This is a genomic window from Microbacterium oxydans (assembly GCF_026559675.1).
In the GTDB taxonomy this organism is placed as follows: domain Bacteria; phylum Actinomycetota; class Actinomycetes; order Actinomycetales; family Microbacteriaceae; genus Microbacterium; species Microbacterium oxydans_D.
This window is the reverse complement of record NZ_CP092891.1, coordinates 1,539,384-1,563,510: the sequence shown is the minus strand read 5'-3', so window position 1 is coordinate 1,563,510 and position 24,127 is coordinate 1,539,384. Positions and strand designations below refer to the sequence as shown.

Below are 24,127 nucleotides of genomic sequence, written 5' to 3'. Positions count from 1 at the left end.
CGCCCACGCCCGCGCTGCGGGCTGCCGCCCTCTCCGGACGCCTCCGGCCCCTCACGGCGACAGCTCCGCAAGGATCACGCGCCGGGGTGATTCCGCGCCGCGGACCGACCATGCCCGGCCCGCATGCGGACGGGCATACGGCGGCAGCTCCCGGACACCGGCGAGCTGCCGAAGATCGGCGGGATGCTCGGCGCGGATCAGCACCTCGCCCTCCGCACGGATGCGCTGCCAGACCGACCAGTTCCGCTGCCAGGTCTCCGCGTCGGCCACGAGGATGCCGGCCCGCGACGGAATGTGCGGCTCCGCGCTCGCGAGGACCACATCGAAACCGGGGTATGCATCACGCAGCCGTGCCGCCACGTCGACCGCCCCGGCCGTGACGACGGCAGTGCGCGCGCTCGAGGGCTCCCAAGCCGGCGGCCCCGATCCCGTCCCTCGGACGAACGCGTCCGCGTCGGTCCAGGCGATCTGCACGTCGTGATCACCGATCCGGGCCCGCCCGGGAACACGGTCCCGGACGAAGGTGGCCGCTTCTCCCCCGGCCGCGAGATGCTCCACCCTGCTCGGCATGCGCAACAGCGCACGACGCGGCAGCGCCTCGAGCGCTCGCCCCAGCGATCCCGCAGCCCTGGCAGCCGTCAGAGCGAAGGACGTGCCAGTGCTGGTGCGGAGGATCTGCTCCCAACGCTGTGCGAACGGCTGACCGTACTCCGGCGGCAGCAGCGCGAACAGGGCGTCGACGTCGTCGCACAGCACGAGCTCCGGCAGACGCTCTCCTCCCCGAGCCCAGGTCTCGACGAGATCCCATGCCTCCTCGGGGTCCTCCGGCATCCAGTACGCCTCGGGTCGCTGCACGGCCAGGGCGCGGAGGGCGGCAGTGCGACCGGATCCGGGCGCTCCGAGGAAGAGGATCCCTCGGTCTCCCCCGCACGACATCACCTCCAGCGGCTGCGACTGGTGCACCGGGTCGTCGGCGCGCCCGAGCACGACGGCATCAGGCGGCGCGTCCAGGTCGGCGAGCAGGTCCGCGAGAGGAAGGCGCGTGGGAAGGGCCGGAAGCCACGGACTGCGCGGTCGGGGCTCTGTCGCCCAGCGCATCCCGATGCGTCGCAGATCGGCCGCACCGGTCAGGGCGATGCGCAGAGCGATCGGCTCGGCGTCGGCGGGACGCCGCACGAGACCGACGCCGCGAGACTCCGTACCGCCCGGCAGCTCCGACGCCGCATCGGTTCCGATCATCAGTCGGCTGTCCGCGGCGTCGCCCACGCGCAGGCTGATGCGTAGCGGGCAGTTGGCCGCCAGTGCGTCGCGCACGACGCCGGCGGCTCGTTGGGTGCCGAGGATCAGGTGCATGCCGAGAGCCCTGCCGCGAGCCGCGACGTCCGTGAAGACCGCGCCCAGATCGGGATGCTCCGCCAGGAGCGCCGCGAACTCATCCACGACGATGACCAGACGGGGCATCGCGACGTCACGCACGTCCCGGGCGCCCGCCGCGGCCAGCACTCCCTCGCGGCGACGCAGCTCGGCGGTGAGGCTCGACACGCCGCGTCGGGCGCCGTCCTCATCGAGGTCCGTGATGACGGCCGCCACCTGTCGCAGCTCGCGCAGCGGCTCGAAGGCGGTGCCGCCCTTGAAGTCGGCGAGGACGAACGTCACCCGATCGGGTCCGTGCTGCGCGGCGATGGCGGCGACCCAGCTGACGAGGAGCTCGCTCTTCCCCGTCCCGGTCGTGCCGGTGACGATCGCATGCGGCCCGTCCTCGACGATGTCGACCACGATCGCGCCCCGTTCGCCGCGTCCGATCGCCGCAGCCAGGCCCTCGTCCGCATGCGGCTGCTCCAGCTCGTCCAGTGCGACGGTATCCGGGAGCGTATCGACATGCTCTTCCCGCTCTGCAAGGTCGCGCGCGATGAGACCCGCCTGAGATCCGGACAGGCACTCGACGGCGATGACCGCAGCACCCTGCGGTGTGCGGAGGCGGGCACGGGCGGGTTCCCCGATGTCGATCACCGTCGTGACCCCCTCGGGCACCTCTGCGTCGGTCGACGTCAGCCAGATGAGAGCATCCGCCTCCAACCGATCGCTCTCCGGTGAGCAGACCGCCAGCCGGAATCCGCCCCGGCGTGCGCGCGCTGCGTGCGGGAGCGCACCGAGACCGACCGCGATGACCTCCGCGCCCACGAGAGAGAGCTGTGCCGCACCGAAGCGCATGCTCAGCTGGACGACGAGCGCTCGTGCGGCCGCGACCACCAGGGGTCTCGCGCCACGCAGACAGATCCCGCCGCCCAGAGGAACCGTGATCGGCGCTTCCGTGAGCGTGCCGCAGCGCTCTCGGAAGCTCCGCCCGCGGGGATCATCCGCTCCCCCGCATCGGATGCCGCTCGTCGTGCTGCCGGCGCCCACCACGACCGGGGTCGTCGAGTCCGGGGGCCGCGCGTTCCGGAGGGGCGGTTGGACGAGGGCGGCCGCGGCGTCGGGCAGGCGCAGCCACAGCGCTTCGCGCTCCTCTCGCTGCCGGCGGAGAAGCTCTTCCTCGGCTGCCGTCCACTCACGCTCCATCTGGGCTTCCGTCTGCCGACGTTCGCGTCGCCGGCTGCGAGCGGCGTCGAGGAACGAGGCGCAGATCATCAACGGACCGAGCGCCGCGAAGCACAGCGCGAAGACGGATCCCGTGATCATCCACAGCGCGAAGCCAGAGACGATCGGCACGACGGCGGCCAAGAACGGCAGCGACGCGCGCCGCGAAGGGGCGGGAGCCGCCGGGAGGACGATCGGAAGGGTTTCCATGAACCCCAGTGGATCGCATGCGCGATCAGGAATCCGCGCTCTCCACAGCGCGGAGCGGCTACTCCGCGGTGTCGCCGATTGGGGAGGACGAGTCGTCCTCGTCCGTGACCTGCACGATGATGAGGGTCACGTTGTCGCGGCCGCCGTTCTCCAGCGCCGCGGCGAGCATCGCCTCGACGCCCGTGCCCGGGTCGGAGTTCTCGCGGAGGAAGTGCTGGATCCCGTAGTCGGTGAGCTCCTTGGTGAGCCCGTCCGAGCAGATGACGAATCGGTCGCCGACGCGCACGTCGATCGTGACGTAGTCCGGGGCCGTGAGCTCGCTCGCGCCGACCGCGCGCGTGATCACGTTGCTGTACGGATGCCCTTCGGCCTCCTCCGGACTGAGCTTGCCCGCCGTGATGAGCTCCTGGACCACGGAGTGATCCGTCGTGACCTGCAGGAGTCGGTCGTCGCGGAGCAGATAGACCCGGGAGTCGCCGATGTTCAGCACGACCCACTGGGCCTCGTCGCCGGCACCGTCCAGGTACACCCCGGTGAGCGTCGTCCCGGTGCCCTCGTCGGTCGTCTCCGGATGGTCGGCGATGTCGCCCACGGCGAGCTCGAGAGCCTTCTCGATCGCTGCGTGGTTGACCTCGCCGGCAGAGACCACAGCCTGAAGGCGCTCGACCGTGCTGCGACTCGCGATCTCGCCCCCGGCATGACCGCCCATGCCGTCGGCGACGATGAAGAGCGGGTACTCGGCGAGGAACGCATCCTGATTCGTCTCACGGCGCCGACCGAGATCGGTGACCCCGGCCCAGGACAGCAGCAGCGGGCGCTGCGCAACCGTGACGCGGTGCGTCTTCGTCTCAGCCACGTGCTGCCTCCGATGAGCCTGCGTCGGGTCGGGCGGTCGCAGGATACTCACACATCGTAGTAGAACTCACCCCTGCCGCGGTCACACTCGGGCGCCCGGATCGGCGGGCAGCGGGAACAATTCGTCGATGATCTCGAGGTCAGCCGCGTCCGGACGCCATGCATCGCCCGCCGCCGCGTTCGCTTCGACCTGTGCGGCCGAGGTCGCGCCGGCGATCACGCTGGACACCGCCGGGCGGGCGAGGAGCCACCCGAATGTCGCCTGCAGCATGGTGATGCCACGCTCGTCGCAGAACCCGCGGAAGGCCTCGATCGCGTCCCACGGCGCGTCCTCCCAGACGTGCCGCCGCGTCGCCATGATCCTGCTCGACGCCGGGCCGCCGTCGCGGGTGAACTTCCCGGTCAGGAGCCCGTTGTGCAGCGGGAAGTACGGGAAGAAGCCGAGCTGGTACCGCTCCACCGCCGGCAGCACCTCGCGCTCGGCCGCGCGAGCCAGCAGCGAGTAGTGGTTCTGCGCGGAGATGAATCGACCGGTCGAGCGGGCGCGCGTGGTGAACTCCGCCTCGGCGATCTGCCACCCGGTGAAGTTCGAGTGGCCGTAATAGCGGATCTTCCCCTCGCGGACGAGCTCGTCGAGCGCGTCGGTGGTCTCGGCGATCGGCGTCTCCGGGTCGGGCAGGTGCAGCTGGTACAGATCGATCCAGTCGGTGCGCAGTCGTCGCAAGGACTCCTCCACCGCCCGACGCACGTAGCGACGGGAGCCGCGGGCCGCGGGGAACGCGTAGCCCATGTCCCGCTCCTGCCCGAACTTGGTCGCCAGGACGACCCTGTCGCGGCGTCCCTCGAGCGCCTCGCCCATCAGGGTCTCGCTGGCGCCGGCGACCGCCCCGTACATGTCGGCCGTGTCGAAGAAGGTGATGTCGTTCGCGAGCGCGGCATCGATCACCTCGCGTGTGCCCGACAGGGTCTCGGTTGCGGTGCCGGCCCGTCCGAAGTTGTTGCAGCCGAGGCCGGTGGAGGAGACGAGAAGACCGGACGCGCCGACGCGGCGCTGGGACGAGACCATGTCCTCTACGTTAGCGGCCACGTCGGATCGGGCGGCATCCCGAACAGCACAGAGCCCCCGACCGAAGTCGAGGGCTCTGTGTCAGAGATCACGCAGGCGGCTGCGTGGGATCCGTCGGCGGGGCCGGCGGTGCCGCGGGCGGCGCCGGCGGTGCTGCCGGCGGAGCGGTCGGAGGTGCGGGCGGTGCTGCCGGCGGAGCGGCAGGAGGCGCCGGCGGCGTGGTCGGCGGCACCGGCGGAACCGGGGCACCCGTCGCCGGAGCGGTGGGCGTCGCCGGAGGCGCGTAGCCGGGCTGGGCGGGCGGCGCGTACCCCTGCGGGGCGGGCGGAGCGTAACCCTGCGGGGCGCCGTAGCCGGGCTGCGGGGCACCGTATCCGGGCTGCGGGGCGGCGGATGCCTGTGCCGGAATGCCGTCCCAGGCGGTGCGGTCGCCGAGCAGCGAGTTCGCCGCCCACGATGCGGGCTGGATGTTCGAGTTCCAACGCGACTTGTCGAACGCGTTGATACCGAGCCACACGGGCGGGAGGAAGAAGTAGAGGATGACCCAGACGGCATCCTTCTGCAGCTTGAGACCGACGCGCCAGGCCGCGATCAGGTCGAGGACGCGAGCGGCGATGCCGGCGAGCGGGAGGATGAGGAACCAGCCCAGGAACGGGATGATCGCGCCGAGGATGCTGGCGCCGATCAGGTAGAGCACGAGCCAGGGGCTCAGGTCACCGAGCTTGTAGAAGATCATGGAGTTGTAGACCGGAACCCACGCACGCCACTTCCCCTGGACTCCCGCCTTCTCGAAGATCCTCATGTAGAACCACGAGTAGAGCGCGTAGATGGCGAGCGGCAGGATCGTGTAGACCAGGATCAGCGCGACGAGCGCGCCACCTGACAGACCCCCGTAGCCGTAGTAGTCGTCCATGGTTCCCTCCAAGAAGTTCATGATGCGGCGTCGTGCGTTGATCACAATAGCGTGTCGAAGCACCGGGCGCATGACTCTCCGCGCTCGGGCGCGTTCGATCCGGACCTGTACGGGAAGCCGGATTCCGCAGGTCTCGCAGCTACTCCGCCACGACGAGTTCGATCGTGCCAGGCTGGTCGGCGTCTCGGAGGACGATGCCCCGGGACTCGGCCCAGGACCGCAACGCACGAAGCGACCCCGCACGCGGCCGGTCCTCCGCGAGTGCGCGCACGAGCAGCCCCTTGGACTTCTTGTTGAAATGGTTCAGCGCTCTGCCGTGCGGTGTCACGACGCGGACATAGGCGGACGGCACGGTCGCCGGAATCGGCCCGAGCGCCACGTACGCCTCGCTCCGCAGGTCGAGCACGAAGACGGGCGCTGCCGCGCCGATCGCCTCCGACGTCGCCTCTGCCCAGTGCCGGCGGAGGGGTGGGACCCCGGGAAGAGAGGTGCCGGCCGCGAGGCGGTAGGTCGGCACGGCATCGAGAGCACCGACCGGGCCGAGCGGCGCGCTGTGGATCCAGACGTGCTCCCCCAGCCAGCGCCGCGAGGCCGCGGAGAGCGACGGCGCCTCGAGCGCGTCGTACAGCACCCCGGTGTAGCGGTCGACCGCCGCCATCGTGGGGGCCGTCCGCAGCGCGCGGTTGTGCGCGATGTCACCGAGCTGACGTTCGCTCAGCTTGAGGACCCGGCGCGCCGATGCCTCGTCCGCCGAGAGCTCGACGAGGGCGTCGACAACCGCGGTGCGATGCTCCGCCAGCCCGGGCAGTGCCAGCGAGTGGACGTCGAGCGGCGCGCCGTCGCCGCCCACGTGCTTGGTCTCCGACGGAGGGAGCAGGATCTTCATGAAACCTCGGTGGATGCAGACGCGTCCGCCTCGGGACCCGAGCGGGTACCGAGGCGGACGTGTCGAAACGAGTGCTGCTAGGCGATGAGTGCCGCGTTGCCGGCGACGATCGTCAGGGTGTCGCCCTCCATGGAGAGGAACCCGTCCTGCGCGTTGGCCAGCACCTTGGTGCCATCGGACTGAGTGATGCGGACCTGGCCTTCGGCGAGGATGGCGAGCACCGGCTCGTGGCCGGTCATGAAGCCGATCTCACCCTCGACGGTCTTGGCGACCACGAGGCTCGCCTCTCCCGTCCAGACCTCCGCGTCAGCGGAGACGAGGCTGACATGCAGCGCCATGGTCAGCCGTTCTCCTTCTGGATCTTCGCCCACTGCTCTTCGACGTCGGAGATGCCGCCGACGTTGAAGAAGGCCTGCTCGGCCACGTGGTCGAAGTCACCGCGGGTGATCGCATCGAACGACTCGATGGTCTCCTTCAGCGGAACGGTCGAGCCCTCGACACCCGTGAACTTCTTCGCCATGTAGGTGTTCTGCGAGAGGAACTGCTGGATGCGACGTGCACGCGACACGACGATCTTGTCCTCTTCCGAGAGCTCGTCGACACCGAGGATCGCGATGATCTCCTGCAGTTCCTTGTTCTTCTGGAGGATCTGCTTGACCGTCGTGGCGACGCGGTAGTGGTCCTCGCCCAAGTAGCGGGGGTCCATGATGCGCGACGTCGAGGTCAGCGGGTCGATGGCCGGGTACAGACCCTTCGAGGCGATCTCACGAGAGAGCTCGGTCGTCGCGTCGAGGTGGGCGAACGTGGTCGCCGGGGCCGGGTCGGTGTAGTCATCGGCCGGCACGTAGATCGCCTGCAGCGAGGTGATCGAGTGACCACGCGTCGAGGTGATGCGCTCCTGGAGCACACCCATCTCGTCGGCGAGGTTCGGCTGGTAACCCACGGCGGAGGGCATGCGGCCCAGCAGCGTGGAGACCTCGGAACCGGCCTGCGTGAAGCGGAAGATGTTGTCGATGAAGAGCAGCACGTCCTGCTTCTGCACGTCACGGAAGTACTCCGCCATCGTCAGAGCCGAGAGGGCGACGCGCAGACGCGTCCCCGGCGGCTCGTCCATCTGGCCGAAGACGAGGGCGGTCTTGTCGAAGACACCCGCCTCTTCCATCTCGTGGATGAGGTCGTTGCCCTCACGGGTGCGCTCACCGACACCGGCGAACACCGACACACCACCGTGGTCCTGCGCGACGCGCTGGATCATCTCCTGGATGAGGACGGTCTTGCCGACACCGGCGCCACCGAACAGACCGATCTTTCCACCCAGCACGTACGGGGTGAGGAGGTCGATCGACTTGATGCCGGTCTCGAACATCTGAGTCTTGGACTCGAGCTGGTCGAAGTTCGGCGCCTTGCGGTGGATGGGCCAGCGCTCGGTGACCTCGATCGTCTCGCCGGGCTCGAGGTTGAGCACCTCGCCGATGACGTTGAACACCTTGCCCTTGGTCACGTCGCCGACGGGGACCGAGATGGCCTCACCGGTGTCGCGGACTTCCTGGCCGCGGACGATGCCGTCGGTCGGGTTCAGGGCGATGGCGCGGACGAGGTCGTCGCCGAGGTGCTGAGCGACCTCGAGCGTGATCTCGGTGGACTCTTCGCCCATCGCGATCGTGGTCTTCAGCGCGTTGTAGATGTCGGGGATCGAGTCGTGCGGGAACTCGATGTCGACAACCGGACCGTTGACGCGTGCGACGCGCCCGACGACCGCGGTCGCCGGCTGATCAGCCGGAGCGGTGAGGGTCATTTTCGTCTCTTTCCTGATGGTCTATTTGCTCGAGAGGGCGTCGGCGCCGCCGACGATCTCGGCGATCTGCTGCGTGATCTCCGCCTGACGCGCGTTGTTGCGCAGACGGGTGTAGTCGGTGATGAGCTTGTCGGCGTTGTCGCTGGCCGACTTCATCGCCTTCTGCGTCGCGGCCTGCTTGGCAGCAGACGACTGCAGGAGAGCGTTGAAGACGCGGCTCTGGATGTACACCGGCAGGATGGCGTCGAGAACGGTCTCGGCATCCGGCTCGAACTCGTACAGCGGGTAGACGGTGCTACCGGCTTCCGACTCATCGGCTTCCGTGATCTCCAGCGGGAGCAGGCGCACGGATTCCGGCGACTGCGTCATCATGCTGACGAAACGGTTGTACACGAGGTGGATCTCGTCGACGCCGCCGTCCTGCCCACCACGGGAGAAGGCCTCGAGCAGCGTGGCCGAGATCTCCTCCGCGGTGTGGAACGACGGGGTGTCGGTGTCGCCGGTCCACTCCGCAGCGGAAGCGAGGCGTCGGAACTGGAAGTATCCGACGGCCTTGCGACCGATGAGGTAGAAGACCGGCTCCTTGCCCTGCTCCCGCAGGAGCTCCGCCACCTCGAGACCCTCACGGAGGATCTGCGAGTTGAAGGCTCCGGCGAGACCGCGGTCCGAGGAGAAGATCACGACCGCGGAGCGGGTGATGTTCTCGGACTCGCGGGTCAGCGGGTGGTCCACGTTCGAGTGCGTCGCGACGGCCGACACGGCCCTCGTCACGGCACGCGCGAAGGGAGTAGACGCCTTGACGCGTGCCATCGCCTTCTGGATGCGCGAAGCCGCGATGAGTTCCATCGCCTTCGTGATCTTCTTGGTCGTCTGAGCAGAAGAGATCTTCTGCTTGTAGACCCTGAGTTGAGCGCCCATATGTCAGTACCTCACGCGGTTACGCGCGACGACCCTTGACGATCTTCTCCTGGTTGACGTCCTCAGCCTCGGCTGCAGCGTGCTCCTCGTGGCCCGGGGCGCCGATGGCGTGACCCTTGCCGCCCTGGAACTCCAGGATGAAGGCATCCGTCTGCTTCTCGAGCTCGGCGACCGTGGCGTCATCGAGGACGTTGGTGTCGCGCAGCGTGTCGAGAACCGTGGTGTTGCGACGCAGGTAGTCCAGGAGCTCGCGCTCGAAGCGGAGGACGTCCTCCACCTCGATCGTGTCGAGCTTGCCGTTGGTACCGGCCCAGATCGAGACGACCTGCTCCTCGACGGGGTACGGCGAGTACTGAGGCTGCTTGAGCAGCTCGGTCAGGCGCGCACCGCGGGAGAGCTGACGACGCGAGGCCGCGTCGAGGTCGGACGCGAACATCGCGAAGGCCTCGAGCGAGCGGTACTGCGCCAGCTCCAGCTTCAACGTTCCGGAGACCTTCTTGATCGACTTGACCTGCGCGTCACCACCGACTCGCGAGACCGAGATACCCACGTCGACCGCCGGACGCTGGTTGGCGTTGAAGAGGTCGGACTGGAGGAAGATCTGGCCGTCGGTGATCGAGATCACGTTGGTCGGGATGTACGCCGAGACGTCGTTCGCCTTGGTCTCGATGATGGGAAGACCCGTCATGGAACCGGCACCGAGCTCGTCGGACAGCTTCGCGCAACGCTCGAGCAGACGCGAGTGCAGGTAGAACACGTCACCCGGGTAAGCCTCGCGGCCCGGCGGGCGGCGCAGCAGGAGGGAGACGGCACGGTAGGCCTCGGCCTGCTTCGATAGGTCGTCGAAGATGATGAGGACGTGCTTGCCGCCGTACATCCAGTGCTGGCCGATGGCCGAACCGGTGTAGGGAGCCAGGTACTTGAAGCCGGCGGGGTCGGATGCCGGAGCGGCCACGATCGTGGTGTACTCCAGGGCGCCGGCCTCTTCGAGCGCGCCCTTCACCGAAGCGATGGTCGAGCCCTTCTGGCCGATGGCGACGTAGATGCAGCGGACCTGCTTGTTGACGTCGCCCGACTCCCAGTTGGCCTTCTGGTTGATGATCGTGTCGATCGCGATGGCCGTCTTGCCGGTCTGGCGGTCACCGATGATCAGCTGACGCTGACCACGGCCGACGGGGATCATCGCGTCGATGGCCTTGATGCCGGTCTGCATCGGCTCGTGCACCGACTTGCGCTGCATGACGCCGGGCGCCTGGAGCTCGAGGGCACGGACAGCCTCGGTCTCGATCGCGCCGAGGCCGTCGATCGGGTTGCCGAGCGGGTCGACCACGCGGCCGAGGTAGCCGTCGCCGACGGGGACCGAGAGGACCTCACCGGTACGGGTGACTTCCTGGCCGGCCTCGACACCGGTGAACTCGCCGAGGACGACGACACCGATCTCGTGCTCGTTCAGGCTCTGCGCGAGACCCTTGGTGCCGTCCGCGAAGATCACGAGCTCGTTCGCCATGACGCCGGGCAGTCCCTCGACGTGAGCGATGCCGTCGGCGGCGTCGATGACCGTGCCGACCTCGGTCGCCCCGGCCCCGGAGGGCTCGTATGCTGCGGCGAAGTCCTTCAGCGCGTCACGGATGACGTCGGGGCTGATCGATAGTTCTGCCATTGTCTTCCCTTTGTATCTGGGTGCGCGGTTCCCCGCGCGAAGTCGTGTTAGCCCGCGAGCTTCTGGCGAAGGTCGGCGAGTCGTGCGGAGATGCTGCCGTCGATGACGTCATCGGCGATCTGCACGCGCAGACCTCCGACCACGGCGGGGTCGATGACGACGTTGAGCGACACCTGACCGTCGTAGCGACGCGAGAGCGAGTCGCTGAGACGGGCGCTCTGCGCGTCGGTGAGGGCAGCCGCGGTGTGAACCGTGGCGACCACGCGACCGCGCTGGCTCGAGACGATGTCCATCGCCCGGTTCAGCAGCCGACGCACGCGGCGTCCGCGCGGCTGACGCACGAGCGACGAGATGATCAGCGTCGTGGCGGCGCTCGTGGAGCCTTCGGCCAGGAGACGCTCGATGAGCGTGCTCTTGGCGTCTTCTCCCCCGATGTGGCTGCCGAGCGCGAGCTCGAGCTCGGGGTTGGCCGCGATCACCCGGGAGAAGCCGAACAGCTCCCCTTCGATGTCCGCATCCGGCTCGGCGATCGCGGCAGCGCGGATCGCGAGCTCCTCGATACCGTCGACGAGTTCACCCGCGTTCGACCAGCGCTCAGCCACGGCGGTCTTCAGAACGCCCTGACTGCCTGCGGAGAACCCGCCGAACACCGCGGCGACGACGTTCTGTCGTGCCGCGGCGGGAGCGGAAGGGTCAGCAAGCGCGCCGCTCAGCTGGGACGACTCGCTCACAGCACGCGCGGCAGCCAGCAGCTCCCGTGCGGTGTCGAGAGAGACGTCCTTCGCTGCGGCAAGCGTCTTGATGGATGCCGCGAGTGCCTGAGTGGTCGCGCTGCCCATTACTGAGCCGCCTTCTCGGATGCCTCGAGCTCGGCGAGGAAGCGATCGACGACAGCCGTCGCACGTGCGTCGTCGGACAGCGTCTCGCCGACCACGCCACCGGCGAGGTCGATGGCGAGCGTTCCGACCTCGCTGCGCAGCGAGACGAGAGCGGTCTGACGCTCGGCCTCGATCTGCGTGTGCGCGGTGGCGGTGATGCGTGCGGCCTCGGAGGTCGCGGCATCCTTCGCCTCGGCGACGATCTTCTTGCCGTCCTCACGGGCGGCCTCGCGGATCTCGCCGGCCTCGGTACGCGCCTCAGCGAGCTGACGCGTGTACTCCTCGAGTGCCGCCTCCGCCTGCTTCTGCGCCTCGTCGGCCTTGGCGATGTTGCCCTCGATCGCGGCGGAGCGCTCATCGAGCATCTTCGTCAGCTTCGGAAGGGCGACCTTCCAGACCACGATGAGGATGACGATGAACCAGAGGCCCGACCAGATGATGTCGTACCACGCAGGGATGAGCGGGTTGTTCGGCTCACCCTCTGCTGCGAGGTTCGTGACAAGAGCGTTCAGCATCCTGTCTCCTTCAGAAGTCGGTGAGGATTACGGGAAGGGAATGAATGCGACGGCGATGCCGACGAATGCAAGCGCCTCGGTGAAGGCGATACCGATCCACATGAGGACCTGGAGACGGCCGGCCAGCTCGGGCTGACGAGCGACACCCTCGATGGTCTTGCCGACGACGATGCCGACGCCGATGGCCGGGCCGATGGCGGCGAGGCCGTAGCCGACCGCTCCGAGGTGACCGTTGATTTCAGCGAGAACCGTAGTAGCGTCCACGGGTTTTTCCTTTCGTTGGGTGGGAAGGCTGATGCCTGCCCGCTCAGTGCTCTTCTGCGACCGCGAGCTGGATGTAGACCGCGGTGAGGACGGTGAAGACGTATGCCTGGAGAACGGCGACCAGAATCTCGAAGAGAGTGAAGGCGCCGCCGAAGGCGAGGGTTCCGACACCGAGCGCGGCCCAGCCGCCGCCTGCGGTGAAGAAGAAGAACTGGGTCGCGGAGAACGCGAGGACCAGGATCATGTGCCCCACGACGAGGTTCATGAGAAGACGCAGCGTCAGCGTGACGGGGCGCAGGATGAACGTCGAGATGAGCTCGATGATCGCCACGATCGGCATCGCTGCCGCGGGGACGCCCTGCGGGAACAGCGAGTTCTTGAAGAATCGGAAGCCGTGGCGCTTGATGCCCGCGTAGATGAACGTCACGTAGCTGACGATGGCGAGCGTGAGCGGCACCGCGATGATCGCCGTTCCCGGCATGTTCAGGAACGGGATGATTCCCGTGATGTTCATGAACAGCACCATGAAGAAGATCGTGGTGAGGATCGGGAGGAAGCGGTCGCCGTCCTTGCGCCCGAGCATGTCGTGGGCGACGTTGGTCCGGACGAAGCCGAGCCCCATCTCCGTCAGGCTCTGGAAGCGTCCGGGCACCACCTTCATGCGGCGGGTGCCGAGCCACAGGAACAGCACCACGGCGATGACCGCGAGGAGCTGCACCAGATGGATCCGGTTCACAGGGATGGGTCCGACGTGGAAGAGGATCTCAGGGAAGAAATCGTCGATCGAAGGGCCGTGGAACTCGCCATCAGAGGCGAGTCGAGGGGTCAGGGTCGCAGCAAGATTGAACAGCGCGGGCTCCAGCTTCGGGGCACCGGTCTAAACCGGGGCGACGATGGTCGGTGTGCTACACAGCGCAAGCGCTCGCGGGCGAGCGGCGGGCACGTCTCAACAGTATCAGAATCTGAGGGTCCCCTAAGACCGCGGACCCTCCTCGAGGGGCTCGTCATCGACCTTGTTCGCCGCTCCCGGGGCGCGATCCTCCGGCACCTCGGTCGGCAGGGTCGCATCGCTGACGTTCGGCAGGCGCATGCGGGTCAGCACGATCACGTCGATCGCGAGCGACATCAGCACTCCGGCGACGATCGAGAGGAAGAACACCATGGGGTGCAGCCACGGCTGTCCCGCGAGCAGGATCATCGCCACGACGAAGAGGCCGAGCTTGAGGAGCCAGCCCCCGAGCACGATCGCGAAGAAGAGCTGCACGTAGATCGGATCGCCGTACCAGCGGTTCGCGATGAGGATGCTGATGCCGGTGATCGCCAGGAAGACGGCGGCCAGGAGGACGCCGAGGAGGCCGCTGACGAGCCCCTCCCCCTGCGCGACGAGGTAGCCGATGCCGCCGGCGACGACGGCCAGCACGGCTGTCGCCACCGCCGACCAGATGAGGGTGCGACGCAGGATCGGCGTGCTGGAAACGGGGCTCGGGCTCATCAGGACTCCACGGGTGTCGGGTCGGTTGCGGCGGCCGCTGCGCTCTTCCTGCGGCGGGTGGGGCTCAGGGTGACGACGAGGCAGGCGGCGATGCCCACGATGCCGAAGCCGACGCCCGGCAGGTACTGGCCGGGCCAGTCCTCCCGCGCTCCGACGTACATCAGCAGGACGGCGAGCGAGATCACGGCCGTCCAGGCGTAGAAGATGAGGACCGCGTCGCGGTCCCGGTGGCCCAGGTCGAGCATCCGGTGATGCAGGTGCTTGCGATCGGGCGAGAACGGCGAGCGGCCCGCGCTCATGCGCCGCAGCACGGCGAGGCCGAAGTCGAGCAGGGGCAGCAGGACCACGAGCAGCGGCAGCAGGATGGGCAGGAACGCACCGACCAGCTGGGAGCGGCCGACGCGCTCGGGGTCGAGGGCCGAGGGGTCCATCTGCCCCGTGATCGCGATCGCCGACGTCGCCATCAGCAGGCCGATCACCAGGGCGCCGGAGTCGCCCATGAACAGCTTCGCCGGGCTCCAGTTCAACGGCAGGAATCCGAGACACGCGCCGATCAGCACGGCGGCGATGAACGTGGACAGGTTGAAGTAGCTGGAGGCGCCGGAGTCACGCGTGAAGATGTAGGAGTAGGCAAAGAACACGCCGTTCGAGATGAGGCACACGCCCGCGACGAGGCCGTCGAGCCCGTCGATGAAGTTCACGGCGTTCATGACGATCACGATCGCGAACATCGTGATCGTGATGCTCAGCCAGCTGGAGACCACGATCAGATCGCCGAACGGCAGCGACAGGATCTGCAGGCCGCCGCCCACCGTGATGAGGCCGGCCGCCAGGAACTGCGCACCGAGCTTGATCATCCAGTCGATGTCCCACAGGTCGTCTACCACGCCGATGATCGCGATCAGCAGCGCCGCGCCCAGGATCGACCACATGGTCTGCGGCGGGATCCAGATGCTGTGGAAAAACGGGTTGATCGCCGAGAACCCGAAGGCCGCGGCGATGCCGAGGAAGATCGCCACTCCGCCGAGGCGCGGGGTGGGCGTGGTGTGCACGTCCCGCTCGCGGATGCCCGGGTACAGCTTGAAGCGGAGACTCAGCCGCCACACCACCCAGGTCAGCGCGAAGGTGATCGCGGCTGTGATGAGGATCGTGGCGAGATACTGCTTCACGAATCCGCGTCCTGCTGCTCCTCCGCATGCGCGTGGTCCTCGGGCTGCTCCTCGGGCTCGAGCAGATCGCCGAGCACCTCCTGCAGCTGCTCGCGCGTCACGGCGCCGTCACGGAGGATGCGCACGGTCGCGGGTTCGGCGTCGGGGCGGACGAGCGAGGTCGCGTCGACGATGGTGGAGGCGATGCCGTCCTTGCTCAGCCCGTCGGCGAGGTAGACCGCGACGCTGTCGCCCAGCATCTTCTCGGCGTCGTACGCCGAGATGGCCGCGGGCTGACCCGTGAGGTTCGCGCTGGAGACCGCGAGCGGGCCGGTCTCGGCCAGCAGCTCCAGGGCCACGCGCCCCTCCGGCATCCGGACGGCCACGGTGCCGAGGGTCTCCCCCAGGTCCCACACCAGCGACGGCTGGGCGGGCAGGACGATGGTGAGCCCACCGGGCCAGAACGCCTCGACCAGGCGCTCCACGGGCTCGGGGACGGACTCGGCCAGAGCGGCGAGCGTCTCCTTCGTGCCGATCAGCACGGGCGGCGGCTGGTCGCGGCCTCGCCCCTTGGCGTCGAGCAGTCGCTGGACCGCGGCCGGGGAGAAGGCGTCGGCGGCGACGCCGTACACGGTGTCTGTGGGCATGACGATGAGGTCGCCACGGCCGATCGCCTGGCGCGCATTGCGCATGCCGGCGAGCAGCTGCGACTCGTCGCGGCAGTCGAAGATGGTTGACATGACGGTTCGATTCTATGCGGCGCGGGTGTTGCAGATGCTCGGAGACGCCTGATCAGGGCCTGAGCGCGGTCGTGGCGCGGTCGCGCAGCGTGAGATCGCGATGCGTCGCCGGCGCCCGCCACCCGTCGGCGGTGAGGATCTCGCGGATCGCCTCGCCCTGCAGCTCGCCGTGCTCGATCACGAGGAGACCGCCCGGGCGCAGCAGATCCCGCGCCCGCGAGCTGAGCACGCGCACGATGTCGAGGCCGTCCTCTCCGCCGTAGAGCGCCAGCGCGGGGTCGAAGAGCCGGACCTCGGGATCGCGGGGGATCGCGGCGTCGGGGACGTACGGCGGGTTCGAGATGACGACGGACGCCGTGCCGTCCAGCTCGAGGAACGCCTGCCCCAGATCGGACAGGACGAGCGTGAGGTTCTCGACGCCGGCGACGTTCCGGCTCGCCCAGGCGTGCGCGTCCTCCGAGAGCTCGGCGGCGAAGATGCGGGCATGCGGGACCTCGGTGGCCATCGCGAGGGCGATCGCCCCGCTGCCGGTGCCGAGATCGATGCCGATCGGGGCCGGGTCGGCCGCGTTCAGCAGCGCATCGATCGCATACTGCACGACGGTCTCAGTCTCCGGTCGCGGGACGAAGACGCCCGGTCCGACCGCCAGTTCGAGATGACGGAACGGCGCGGTCCCGGTGATGTGCTGCAGGGGCTCACGAGTCGCCCGTCGCGCGACCAGGGCGTCCAGCGCCTCCACCGCGTCATCGTCGACCCCGTCGCCGCGGATGATCGCGGCCTGCACCTCGCCGCGGCGAAGATCGAGCGCATGACCGGCGAGGAGCTCGGCGTCGACCAGAGGATCCGGGACGCCGGCGTCGGCCAGGCGCTGGGCGGCGGCGCGCACGATCGCGGCGAGGGAGGTGTCGGGCATGGGTTCCAGCGTAGAGTGCTGACGGCCGTCACAAAGCCGACCGCGAAGGCCCCCTCACGTAGGCTGGACCGGCAGCGACCCCCGCACAGGAAGGCTCCTCATGCCCGGAATCCACTCCGACATCACGACCGCGTTCGGCAACACCCCGCTCGTGCGTCTGAACCGCGTGACCGAGGGCCTGGGAGCCACCGTCCTCGCGAAGCTCGAGTACTACAACCCGGCCTCCAGCGTGAAGGACCGCATCGGCATCGCCATGATCAACGCGGCCGAGGCATCGGGCGAGCTGACCCCCGGCGGCACGATCGTGGAATCGACCAGCGGCAACACCGGGATCGCCCTGGCGATGGTCGGCGCTGCGCGCGGCTACCGGGTCATCCTGACGATGCCCGCCTCGATGTCCAAGGAGCGCCGCGTCCTGCTGAAGGCCTTCGGCGCGGAGATCGTGCTCACCGACCCCACCAAGGGCATGAGCGGCGCGATCGAGGAGACCAAGCGCATCGTCGCCGAGACCCCCGGCGCCATCTGGATCCGCCAGTTCGAGAACGCCGCGAACCCGCAGATCCACCGCGAGACCACGGCACAGGAGATCCTCCGCGACACCGACGGCGCAGTCGACATCCTCGTCGCGGGCGTCGGCACCGGCGGCACCGTGACCGGCACCGGCCAGGCACTGAAGGCAGCGAAGCCCAGCGTGCAGGTCATCGCCGTGGAGCCCAAGGACTCCCCCGTGCTCACCGAGGGACACCCCGGCCCGCACAAGATCCAGGGCATCGGCCCGAACTTCGTCCCCGACGTGCTCGACCGCGAGGTGCTCGACGAGATCCTGACGGCCGAGTTCGAGGAGTCGCTGCGCGTCGCGCGCGACCTCGCAGCGAAGGAGGGACTGCTGGTCGGCATGTCCTCCGGAGCGGCCGTCGCCGCAGCACTGAAGGTCGCCGCGCGGCCCGAGAACGCCGGCAAGACGATCGTCGTGGTCATCCCGGACACCGGTGAGCGCTACCTCTCCACCGCGCTGTTCGAGGACCTGCGCGAAGACTGAGACCGTCGATGGGCATGATCGGGCGAATGCGCGAGGACATCGCGGCGGCTCGCCTCCGTGATCCGGCTGCGCGCAGCGCCGTCGAGGTGGCTCTGCTGTATCCGGGACTCCACGCCATCTGGGCGCACCGCGTCTCGCACGCGCTGTGGCGGCGCCGGCTGCGGCTGCTCGCGCGCGCCGGCTCCCAGGTCTCGCGCTGGTTGACCGGGATCGAGATCCATCCCGGCGCGAGGATCGGACGCCGCTTCTTCATCGACCACGGCATGGGCGTCGTGATCGGCGAGACGAGCGAGGTGGGTGACGACGTGATGCTGTACCACGGCGTGACCCTCGGCGGACGCACGCGGACGTCGGGCAAGCGGCACCCCACCCTCGGGGACGGTGTCGCTGTCGGTGCCGGAGCGAAGATCCTCGGTCCCGTGACCATCGGGGCAGGCTCCGTGGTCGGCGCGAACGCGGTGGTCACTCGCGACGCGCCGGCGGACAGCATCCTCGTCGGCGTTCCTGCCAAGCCTCGACAGCGCCACGTCGGTGAGGACACGCGGGCTCTCCTGACCGCCCCCGACTACGCGATCTGAGCGGCGACGCGCAGGACTAGCGGCGACGGCCCTTGGCGGCGTCGACCTTCTTGCGCAGGAAGATCAGCGGGAGCACGACACTGCCGACCGCGGTGATCAGCCACACGATGACCGACCCGAGCAGCCAGCCGGTCAGGTCCGTGATGCGCAGACCACCGATGGGGAGCAGCACGACCACGACGAGCGAGATGAGCGTCGAGAAGATCCCGATGCCTCCCATCAGCACCGGCGCGTAGCGATCGGCGAGCTTTCCGACCCACGGCGCGAGCACGCTCTGCAGGATCGCGAAGATCAGGATGCAGATGACGAAGCCCCACCACTTGTCCCACTCGATCTGGAACCCGTCGAGGAGGAGGTCGGCGGCGATGAGGCCGAGACCGGCGGACACGACGTACATCAACCCGCGGAACAGGAGTGTGATCACGCGCCTGAGCCTAGCGCCCCACGCCCCGCGCGTGCGGACAGCGACGCTCCGACGGACATCCGCGTCGCCGAGGACGACGACGGCGCCGAGTCACACCCCCGAAGGAGCATGGCCCGGCGCCGTCCTGGGGGCGGGTCAGTGACGCGCGCGTGAGCGACGTGCGGCCCCCCACGCACCGGCCAGCAGCAGAGCGAGACCGACGACGGCCGCCGTGCCCGCCGGGAACGACGAACCCGTCTGAGCCAGGTCACCGTTCGCGGGGGCGTGCGCCGGAGGCGTCGAGCTCGCCGGGGGCGTCGGGGGCGTCCGCGGGCGCACGACCGTCGGGTTCTCGACCGTGACGGCCACGGGCTGCGACGCATCGGTCACGGTGACGGTCGCGGTCGGACCGACATCCGCACCGGCGACGCGGAACGTCGGGCGGCCGTACTGCACGACACCGTCGGCGACCGTGACATCCGCGGGGCGGGCCTCCGTGAGCGTCACGGCAGTGCCGACGGGGATGTCCTCGGGAAGCGTGGTCGTCCGGCCGTCTGCGATCGAGAGGTCGCCCCGCACCGTGTCGCCATCCACGCCGTATTCGTAGTGCACCGTGTAGGCGGTGCCGTCGGGCAGGAGGGCGGCCCCGTCCCCGGTGACGTGCTTGGTGACCGACAGGTTCCCCGTCGGGACGGCGGCACGGTCGGCGACGTTCTCGAGCACCAGTGCGACCGGGTCGCTGCTGCCCGGGGTGATCGCATACGTGCCGTCGCCGTTGTCCACGACCCCTGCACCCGCGATCATGTGGGTCCCCCACACGACTCCGTCGATCGCGGGGATATCGATCTCCGAGATCACGAAGGTCGATCCGATCGGATAGCGCTCCGACATCGCACGATTCCCCTCGCCGACGGTGATCGGCAGGGTGCGCGTCTCGCCGGCCACCTCGTACTCCACGGTGAACACGGTGCCCGCCGGGACCGACGACGCCGCGTCGCCCGAGACGGACTTCGCGATCGAGAACCGCGTGTACGCGTCGCCGTCGCCGATGCCTCCGCCGAACCCGGTGTAGGTGAAGCTGCCGCTGGCCTTCGTCGACTGCACCAGAGCATCGTTCCGATAGGTGTCGCCGCGGAAGAAGGCGCCGTCCGGGGCCGTGAGGTACTGGATCTGGTAGACGCGCTTCTGGTCGGCAGGAACGTTGCCGACGATGAGCGAGAACGACTTCTGTCCGGCGGCGTAGGTGTTCTCGACGATGTCCGCGGCGGGTACGCCGACGGCGGGACCGGCGAGGTTCCCGTCTTCGTCGACCGGCCGCCAGGAGACGTCGAGGGAGCCCACCAGGCTGTGGCTCTCGGCATCGGGGCCGCCCGGCACGAGGGTGTCGGCGACCGTGAACCGGCCGTCCTCCGCCAGGCCGCTCGGCACGCTGATCATCCAGCCCCAACGGCCGTCCTGCGCCGACTGCCAGCCGACCTTGGCGGCCGAGACGACGGCACGATCGGGCAGCTGGACGATGCCGCCCTCGCCGGGGATGTCGGCCAGGATCGGCGCGCCGCCGCCCTCGAATGCGAGCGTCGACGCGGTGGTCGCCTCGACCGCCTCCGCCTTGAACCACACGCTTCCGTGGACGTCGTCCCGGTCGTTGACGAAATCGGTCAGCGTGCACGTGAGCACGGGCAGGTCATCGTCGCTGATCACGCACGACCCGACCACGTCGCCGGCGGCGTTCTTCAGCTCGAACGCCGCATCGACGACGCGGCGGAGCTCGGTCGGGAGGGTCATGCCGAAGGTCTCGCCGCCCACCGCGCTGTCGGGCACCGCCCAATCGGCCGTCACGACGAGCCACTGCCCGACCCGCGTCGGACCGCCCTCCCCCTCGACGAAGGACAGCTCCACGTGGGAGATGGCATCCGGATAGGTCTCGGTCGCGGCGGTCGCCGCGGCAGCGGCGGTGAGCACGCCGATGACGGCGAGTCCGATCCCCAACGCCGCCGCGACGAAGGATGAGATTCTGCTTCTGGGCATGGTGGTGTTCCCCCCGGGCCGTGGCCCTGATCGACGAGTGTCGACAGTAACGTGTTACCTGCGACCTCTTCAGGGTATACGAATGCCCGGCCCCTGCCTGAATACCGGCAGGGCCCGCTGGGGCGGAACGGGGCGTCAGGAATCGGCGCCGACGGCGGCGAGACGAGCCTCTTCGTCGGCGGTGATCGCGCTCTCGATCAGCGGGTCGAGGGCGCCGTCCATGACCTGATCGAGGTTGTACGCCTTGAACCCGGTGCGGTGATCCGCGATCCGGTTCTCCGGGAAGTTGTACGTGCGGATGCGCTCGGAGCGGTCCATGCCGCGGATCTGCGATCGGCGGGCGTCGGAGGCCGCGGCGTCGAGCTCCTCCTGCTGCCGCGCGAGCAGACGGGCGCGCAGCACGCGCATGCCCGCCTCGCGGTTCTGCAGCTGGGACTTCTCGTTCTGCATGGAGACGACGATCCCCGTGGGGACGTGCGTGATGCGCACGGCGGAGTCCGTGGTGTTCACGGACTGCCCGCCGGGCCCGGAGGAGCGGAACACGTCGATCTTCAGATCGTTCTGGTCGATCTGGATCTCTTCCGGCTCGTCCACTTCCGGGAAGACCAGCACACCCGTGGTCGAGGTGTGGATGCGTCCCTGCGACTCGGTCGCGGGGACGCGCTGTACGCGGTGCACACCGCCCTCGTACTTCAGGTGGGCCCAGACGCCCTGCGCGGGATCGGAGGACGAGCCCTTGATCGCGACCTGGACGTCCTTGTAGCCGCCGAGGTCGGACTCGTTGCGCTCGAGCAGCTCCGTCTTCCAGCCCTTGGACGCCGCGTACTGGATGTACATCCGCAGCAGATCGGCGGCGAACAGCGCGGACTCCGCACCGCCCTCCCCCGCCTTGATCTCCATGATCACGTCACGGGCGTCATCGGGATCGCGAGGGATCAGCAGACGCCGCAGACGCTCCTGCGAGGTCTGCAGCTCCTCCTCCATCGCCGGGATCTCGGCTGCGATCGACTCGTCCTCGCGGGCGAACTCGCGGGCGGTCTCCAGGTCGTCGGTCGCGGCGACCCAGGCCTCATAGGCCGCGACGATCCGCGACAGCTCGGCGTAGCGACGGTTCACGCGCTTCGCACGGGCGGCATCGGCGTGCACCGCCGGGTCGGAGAGCTCCTCCTGCACCCGGCGATGCTCGTCGATCAGAGTCTGGACGGACTCGAACACGGCTCAGCCGCTCAGCGGATGTTGTTGTCGTGCCCGTGCGCGCCCGAGGGCAGCGTGGGGATCGACTTCTGCATCTGCACGAGGAACTCGACGTTCGAGTTGGTCTCCTTGAGCTTGCCGAGCACGACCTCGAGGGCCTGCTGCTGGTCGAGGCCGGCGAGGGCGCGACGCAGCTTCCACGTGATCTTGACCTCGTCGGCCGAGAGCAGCATCTCTTCGCGGCGGGTGCTGGACGCGTTCACGTCGACCGCCGGGAAGATGCGCTTGTCGGCGAGGGCGCGGGACAGGCGAAGCTCGCTGTTTCCGGTGCCCTTGAACTCCTCGAAGATGACCTCGTCCATCTTGGAGCCGGTCTCGACCAGCGCCGTGGCGAGGATCGTGAGGGATCCGCCGTTCTCGATGTTGCGCGCCGCGCCGAAGAAGCGCTTGGGCGGGTACAGCGCCGAGGCGTCGACACCACCGGTGAGCACGCGACCGGAGGCCGGGGCCGCCAGGTTGTACGCGCGGCCGAGGCGGGTGATCGAGTCGAGCAGCACGACGACGTCGCGGCCGAGCTCGACCAGACGCTTCGCGCGCTCGATGGCGAGCTCGGCGACCGTGGTGTGGTCTTCGGCCGGACGGTCGAACGTCGAGGCGATGACCTCGCCCTTGACCGAGCGCTCCATGTCGGTGACCTCTTCGGGGCGCTCGTCGACGAGCACGACCATGAGGTGGACCTCGGGGTTGTTCTGCGCGATCGCGTTGGCGATCTGCTGCAGGACGATGGTCTTGCCGGCCTTCGGCGGCGCGACGATGAGACCGCGCTGGCCCTTGCCGACCGGGGCGACCAGGTCGATGATCCGCTGCGTGAGCTTCTCCGGAGCCGTCTCCAGACGCAGGCGCTCCTGCGGGTAGAGCGGGGTCAGCTTGCCGAACTCCACGCGGGTGGCCGCGTCGTCGACCGACAGGCCGTTGATCGAGTCGACCTTGACCAGCGCGTTGTACTTCTGGCGGCCCTGCTGCTCGCCCTCGCGGGGCTGCTTGATCGAGCCGACGACGGCGTCGCCCTTGCGCAGGTTGTACTTCTTCACCTGTCCGAGGGACACGTACACGTCGCTGGGGCCGGCGAGGTAGCCGGTCGTGCGCACGAAGGCGTAGTTGTCGAGGACGTCGAGGATGCCGGCGATCGGGATCAGGACGTCGTCCTCGCCGATCTCGGTGTCGAACTCGTCGGTCGGGGCGCCGCTGCGGCGCTTGTTGCGCTGACGGTTGCGGCTGTTGCCACCGGCCTGGTCGTCCTCGGCCGCGGGCTGTGCCTGCTGCTCCTGCGCGGCGCCGTTCTGGCCACGTCCGCGGTTGCGGCTGCGACTGCGGTTGCGGCCGCGTCCGCCCTGCTCCTCGCCACCGTCGGAGGAGTCGGCGCCGTCGTTGCCGTTGTTCTGCGCGTTGTCGTTCTGGGCGCCGTTGTTCTGCGACCCGTTGTTCTGCGCGTTGCCGTTGTTCTGCGCGTTGCCGTTGTTCTGCGCGTTGCCGTTGTTCTGCGGGTTGCCGTTGTTCTGCGGGTTGCCGTTGTCGGCGGGCGCGGCGTCGGCTGCGGCGTCCGTCGCGGGCTTGGCCGCGGGAGCCTCGGCATCGGCGGCCGGCTTCTGGGCGCGTCCACGTCCGCGTCCGGTCGTCTTGGGTGCGGCCTCGGCCGGCGCCTCGGTCGCGCTTTCGGCGGCAGGTGCCTCTGCGGGCGCGGCGTCCGCGGCCGGAGCCTCGGCGTCGGCCTTCTTCGCACGGCTGCGACGCGGGGCCTTCGCCTTCGGGGCCGCCTCGGCCGTCTCGGCGCCGGCAGCAGCCTCGGACGAGGCCTCCGCCTTCGGTGCCTTCTCGGCCTTCTCTGCCTTCGCGGACTCGGCCTTCTCGGCCTTCGCCGCCGCCGTGGCGGTGCTCGCGCGACGCGGTGCGCGCTTGCGCGGCGCTGTCTCGGTCGACGACTCCGCGGTGGCCGCGGGTGCTTCCACGGCCGGAGCCGACTGATCGTTCTGGGTCTCGGAGAGGTTCTCCACGAGT

The 24,127-nt window shown here is 69.0% G+C and carries 23 protein-coding genes; 2 read left to right on the top strand and 21 right to left on the bottom strand.

Annotated features, from left to right (window positions below):
- Positions 1-51: 51 nt before the first annotated feature.
- The 17 genes from MME74_RS07395 to prmC form a co-directional block, all read right to left on the bottom strand.
- A complete protein-coding gene (locus tag MME74_RS07395) occupies positions 52-2,787 on the bottom strand; it encodes an FtsK/SpoIIIE domain-containing protein (protein ID WP_267418122.1) in 2,736 nt (911 codons plus the stop codon).
- Positions 2,788-2,845: 58 nt separating this feature from the next.
- Positions 2,846-3,643 carry a PP2C family protein-serine/threonine phosphatase gene (locus MME74_RS07390; RefSeq protein ID WP_267418121.1) on the bottom strand — a complete coding sequence of 266 codons (798 nt, stop codon included), beginning with the start codon at positions 3,641-3,643 and terminating at the stop codon, positions 2,846-2,848.
- 81 nt (positions 3,644-3,724) lie between these two features.
- Positions 3,725-4,708, bottom strand: a complete 984-nt coding sequence (locus MME74_RS07385; protein WP_267418120.1) for an aldo/keto reductase — start codon at positions 4,706-4,708, stop codon at positions 3,725-3,727.
- Between the two features lie 88 nt (positions 4,709-4,796).
- Positions 4,797-5,642 carry a large exoprotein gene (locus MME74_RS07380; RefSeq protein ID WP_267418119.1) on the bottom strand — a complete coding sequence of 282 codons (846 nt, stop codon included), beginning with the start codon at positions 5,640-5,642 and terminating at the stop codon, positions 4,797-4,799.
- Positions 5,643-5,760: 118 nt separating this feature from the next.
- Positions 5,761-6,507, bottom strand: a complete 747-nt coding sequence (locus tag MME74_RS07375) for a YaaA family protein (protein WP_267418118.1) — start codon at positions 6,505-6,507, stop codon at positions 5,761-5,763.
- Positions 6,508-6,584: 77 nt separating this feature from the next.
- Positions 6,585-6,845 (bottom strand): F0F1 ATP synthase subunit epsilon, encoded by a 261-nt coding sequence (locus tag MME74_RS07370; RefSeq protein ID WP_017830988.1) that lies wholly within the window; start codon positions 6,843-6,845, stop codon positions 6,585-6,587.
- Between the two features lie 2 nt (positions 6,846-6,847).
- On the bottom strand, positions 6,848-8,302 hold the full coding sequence (gene atpD / locus MME74_RS07365) for a F0F1 ATP synthase subunit beta (RefSeq protein WP_017830989.1): 1,455 nt from the start codon (positions 8,300-8,302) through the stop codon (positions 6,848-6,850).
- A 21-nt stretch (positions 8,303-8,323) separates the two neighbouring features.
- Positions 8,324-9,220, bottom strand: coding sequence for a F0F1 ATP synthase subunit gamma (locus MME74_RS07360; RefSeq protein WP_267418113.1), 897 nt, complete (start codon positions 9,218-9,220; stop codon positions 8,324-8,326).
- A gap of 19 nt (positions 9,221-9,239) precedes the next feature.
- Complete coding sequence (atpA, locus tag MME74_RS07355; RefSeq protein WP_267418112.1) at positions 9,240-10,880, bottom strand: F0F1 ATP synthase subunit alpha; 1,641 nt, start codon at positions 10,878-10,880, stop codon at positions 9,240-9,242.
- Between the two features lie 47 nt (positions 10,881-10,927).
- Positions 10,928-11,719: a F0F1 ATP synthase subunit delta gene (locus tag MME74_RS07350; protein WP_267418111.1), complete on the bottom strand. Its 792-nt coding sequence runs from the start codon at positions 11,717-11,719 to the stop codon at positions 10,928-10,930.
- Positions 11,719-12,273: a F0F1 ATP synthase subunit B gene (locus MME74_RS07345; protein ID WP_267418110.1), complete on the bottom strand. Its 555-nt coding sequence runs from the start codon at positions 12,271-12,273 to the stop codon at positions 11,719-11,721. Before MME74_RS07345 ends, MME74_RS07350 begins: the two co-directional genes overlap by 1 nt.
- A gap of 27 nt (positions 12,274-12,300) precedes the next feature.
- Positions 12,301-12,537, bottom strand: a complete 237-nt coding sequence (atpE, locus tag MME74_RS07340; protein WP_017830994.1) for an ATP synthase F0 subunit C — start codon at positions 12,535-12,537, stop codon at positions 12,301-12,303.
- Between the two features lie 43 nt (positions 12,538-12,580).
- The gene (gene atpB, locus MME74_RS07335) at positions 12,581-13,273 is read right to left on the bottom strand and encodes a F0F1 ATP synthase subunit A (protein ID WP_324170129.1); all 693 of its coding nucleotides are present in this window, start codon (positions 13,271-13,273) and stop codon (positions 12,581-12,583) included.
- Positions 13,274-13,510: 237 nt separating this feature from the next.
- Complete coding sequence (locus MME74_RS07330) at positions 13,511-14,029, bottom strand: hypothetical protein (RefSeq protein ID WP_267418106.1); 519 nt, start codon at positions 14,027-14,029, stop codon at positions 13,511-13,513.
- Positions 14,029-15,198, bottom strand: coding sequence for an MraY family glycosyltransferase (locus MME74_RS07325; RefSeq protein WP_267418105.1), 1,170 nt, complete (start codon positions 15,196-15,198; stop codon positions 14,029-14,031). Before MME74_RS07325 ends, MME74_RS07330 begins: the two co-directional genes overlap by 1 nt.
- Positions 15,195-15,917 carry an L-threonylcarbamoyladenylate synthase gene (locus MME74_RS07320; RefSeq protein ID WP_267418104.1) on the bottom strand — a complete coding sequence of 241 codons (723 nt, stop codon included), beginning with the start codon at positions 15,915-15,917 and terminating at the stop codon, positions 15,195-15,197. The genes MME74_RS07325 and MME74_RS07320 overlap by 4 nt, the downstream gene beginning before the upstream one ends.
- Positions 15,918-15,969: 52 nt before the next feature.
- Positions 15,970-16,830 carry a peptide chain release factor N(5)-glutamine methyltransferase gene (prmC, locus tag MME74_RS07315; protein ID WP_267418103.1) on the bottom strand — a complete coding sequence of 287 codons (861 nt, stop codon included), beginning with the start codon at positions 16,828-16,830 and terminating at the stop codon, positions 15,970-15,972.
- Positions 16,831-16,930: 100 nt separating this feature from the next.
- Between prmC and cysK the strand changes: the two genes are divergently transcribed.
- Positions 16,931-17,869 (top strand): cysteine synthase A, encoded by a 939-nt coding sequence (gene cysK, locus MME74_RS07310; RefSeq protein WP_267418102.1) that lies wholly within the window; start codon positions 16,931-16,933, stop codon positions 17,867-17,869.
- An 8-nt stretch (positions 17,870-17,877) separates the two neighbouring features.
- A complete protein-coding gene (epsC, locus tag MME74_RS07305; RefSeq protein WP_267418101.1) occupies positions 17,878-18,447 on the top strand; it encodes a serine O-acetyltransferase EpsC in 570 nt (189 codons plus the stop codon).
- A 16-nt stretch (positions 18,448-18,463) separates the two neighbouring features.
- On the opposite strand, the gene MME74_RS07300 is transcribed toward epsC, so the two are convergent.
- The 4 genes from MME74_RS07300 to rho all read right to left on the bottom strand — a co-directional run bounded on the left by MME74_RS07300 (position 18,464) and on the right by rho (position 24,123).
- The gene (locus MME74_RS07300; protein WP_267418100.1) at positions 18,464-18,871 is read right to left on the bottom strand and encodes a phage holin family protein; all 408 of its coding nucleotides are present in this window, start codon (positions 18,869-18,871) and stop codon (positions 18,464-18,466) included.
- Positions 18,872-19,006: 135 nt separating this feature from the next.
- On the bottom strand, positions 19,007-20,878 hold the full coding sequence (locus MME74_RS07295) for a DUF5979 domain-containing protein (protein ID WP_267418099.1): 1,872 nt from the start codon (positions 20,876-20,878) through the stop codon (positions 19,007-19,009).
- A 135-nt stretch (positions 20,879-21,013) separates the two neighbouring features.
- On the bottom strand, positions 21,014-22,093 hold the full coding sequence (prfA, locus tag MME74_RS07290; RefSeq protein WP_267418098.1) for a peptide chain release factor 1: 1,080 nt from the start codon (positions 22,091-22,093) through the stop codon (positions 21,014-21,016).
- Positions 22,094-22,104: 11 nt separating this feature from the next.
- A complete protein-coding gene (gene rho / locus MME74_RS07285; protein WP_267418097.1) occupies positions 22,105-24,123 on the bottom strand; it encodes a transcription termination factor Rho in 2,019 nt (672 codons plus the stop codon).
- Positions 24,124-24,127 lie beyond the last annotated feature (4 nt).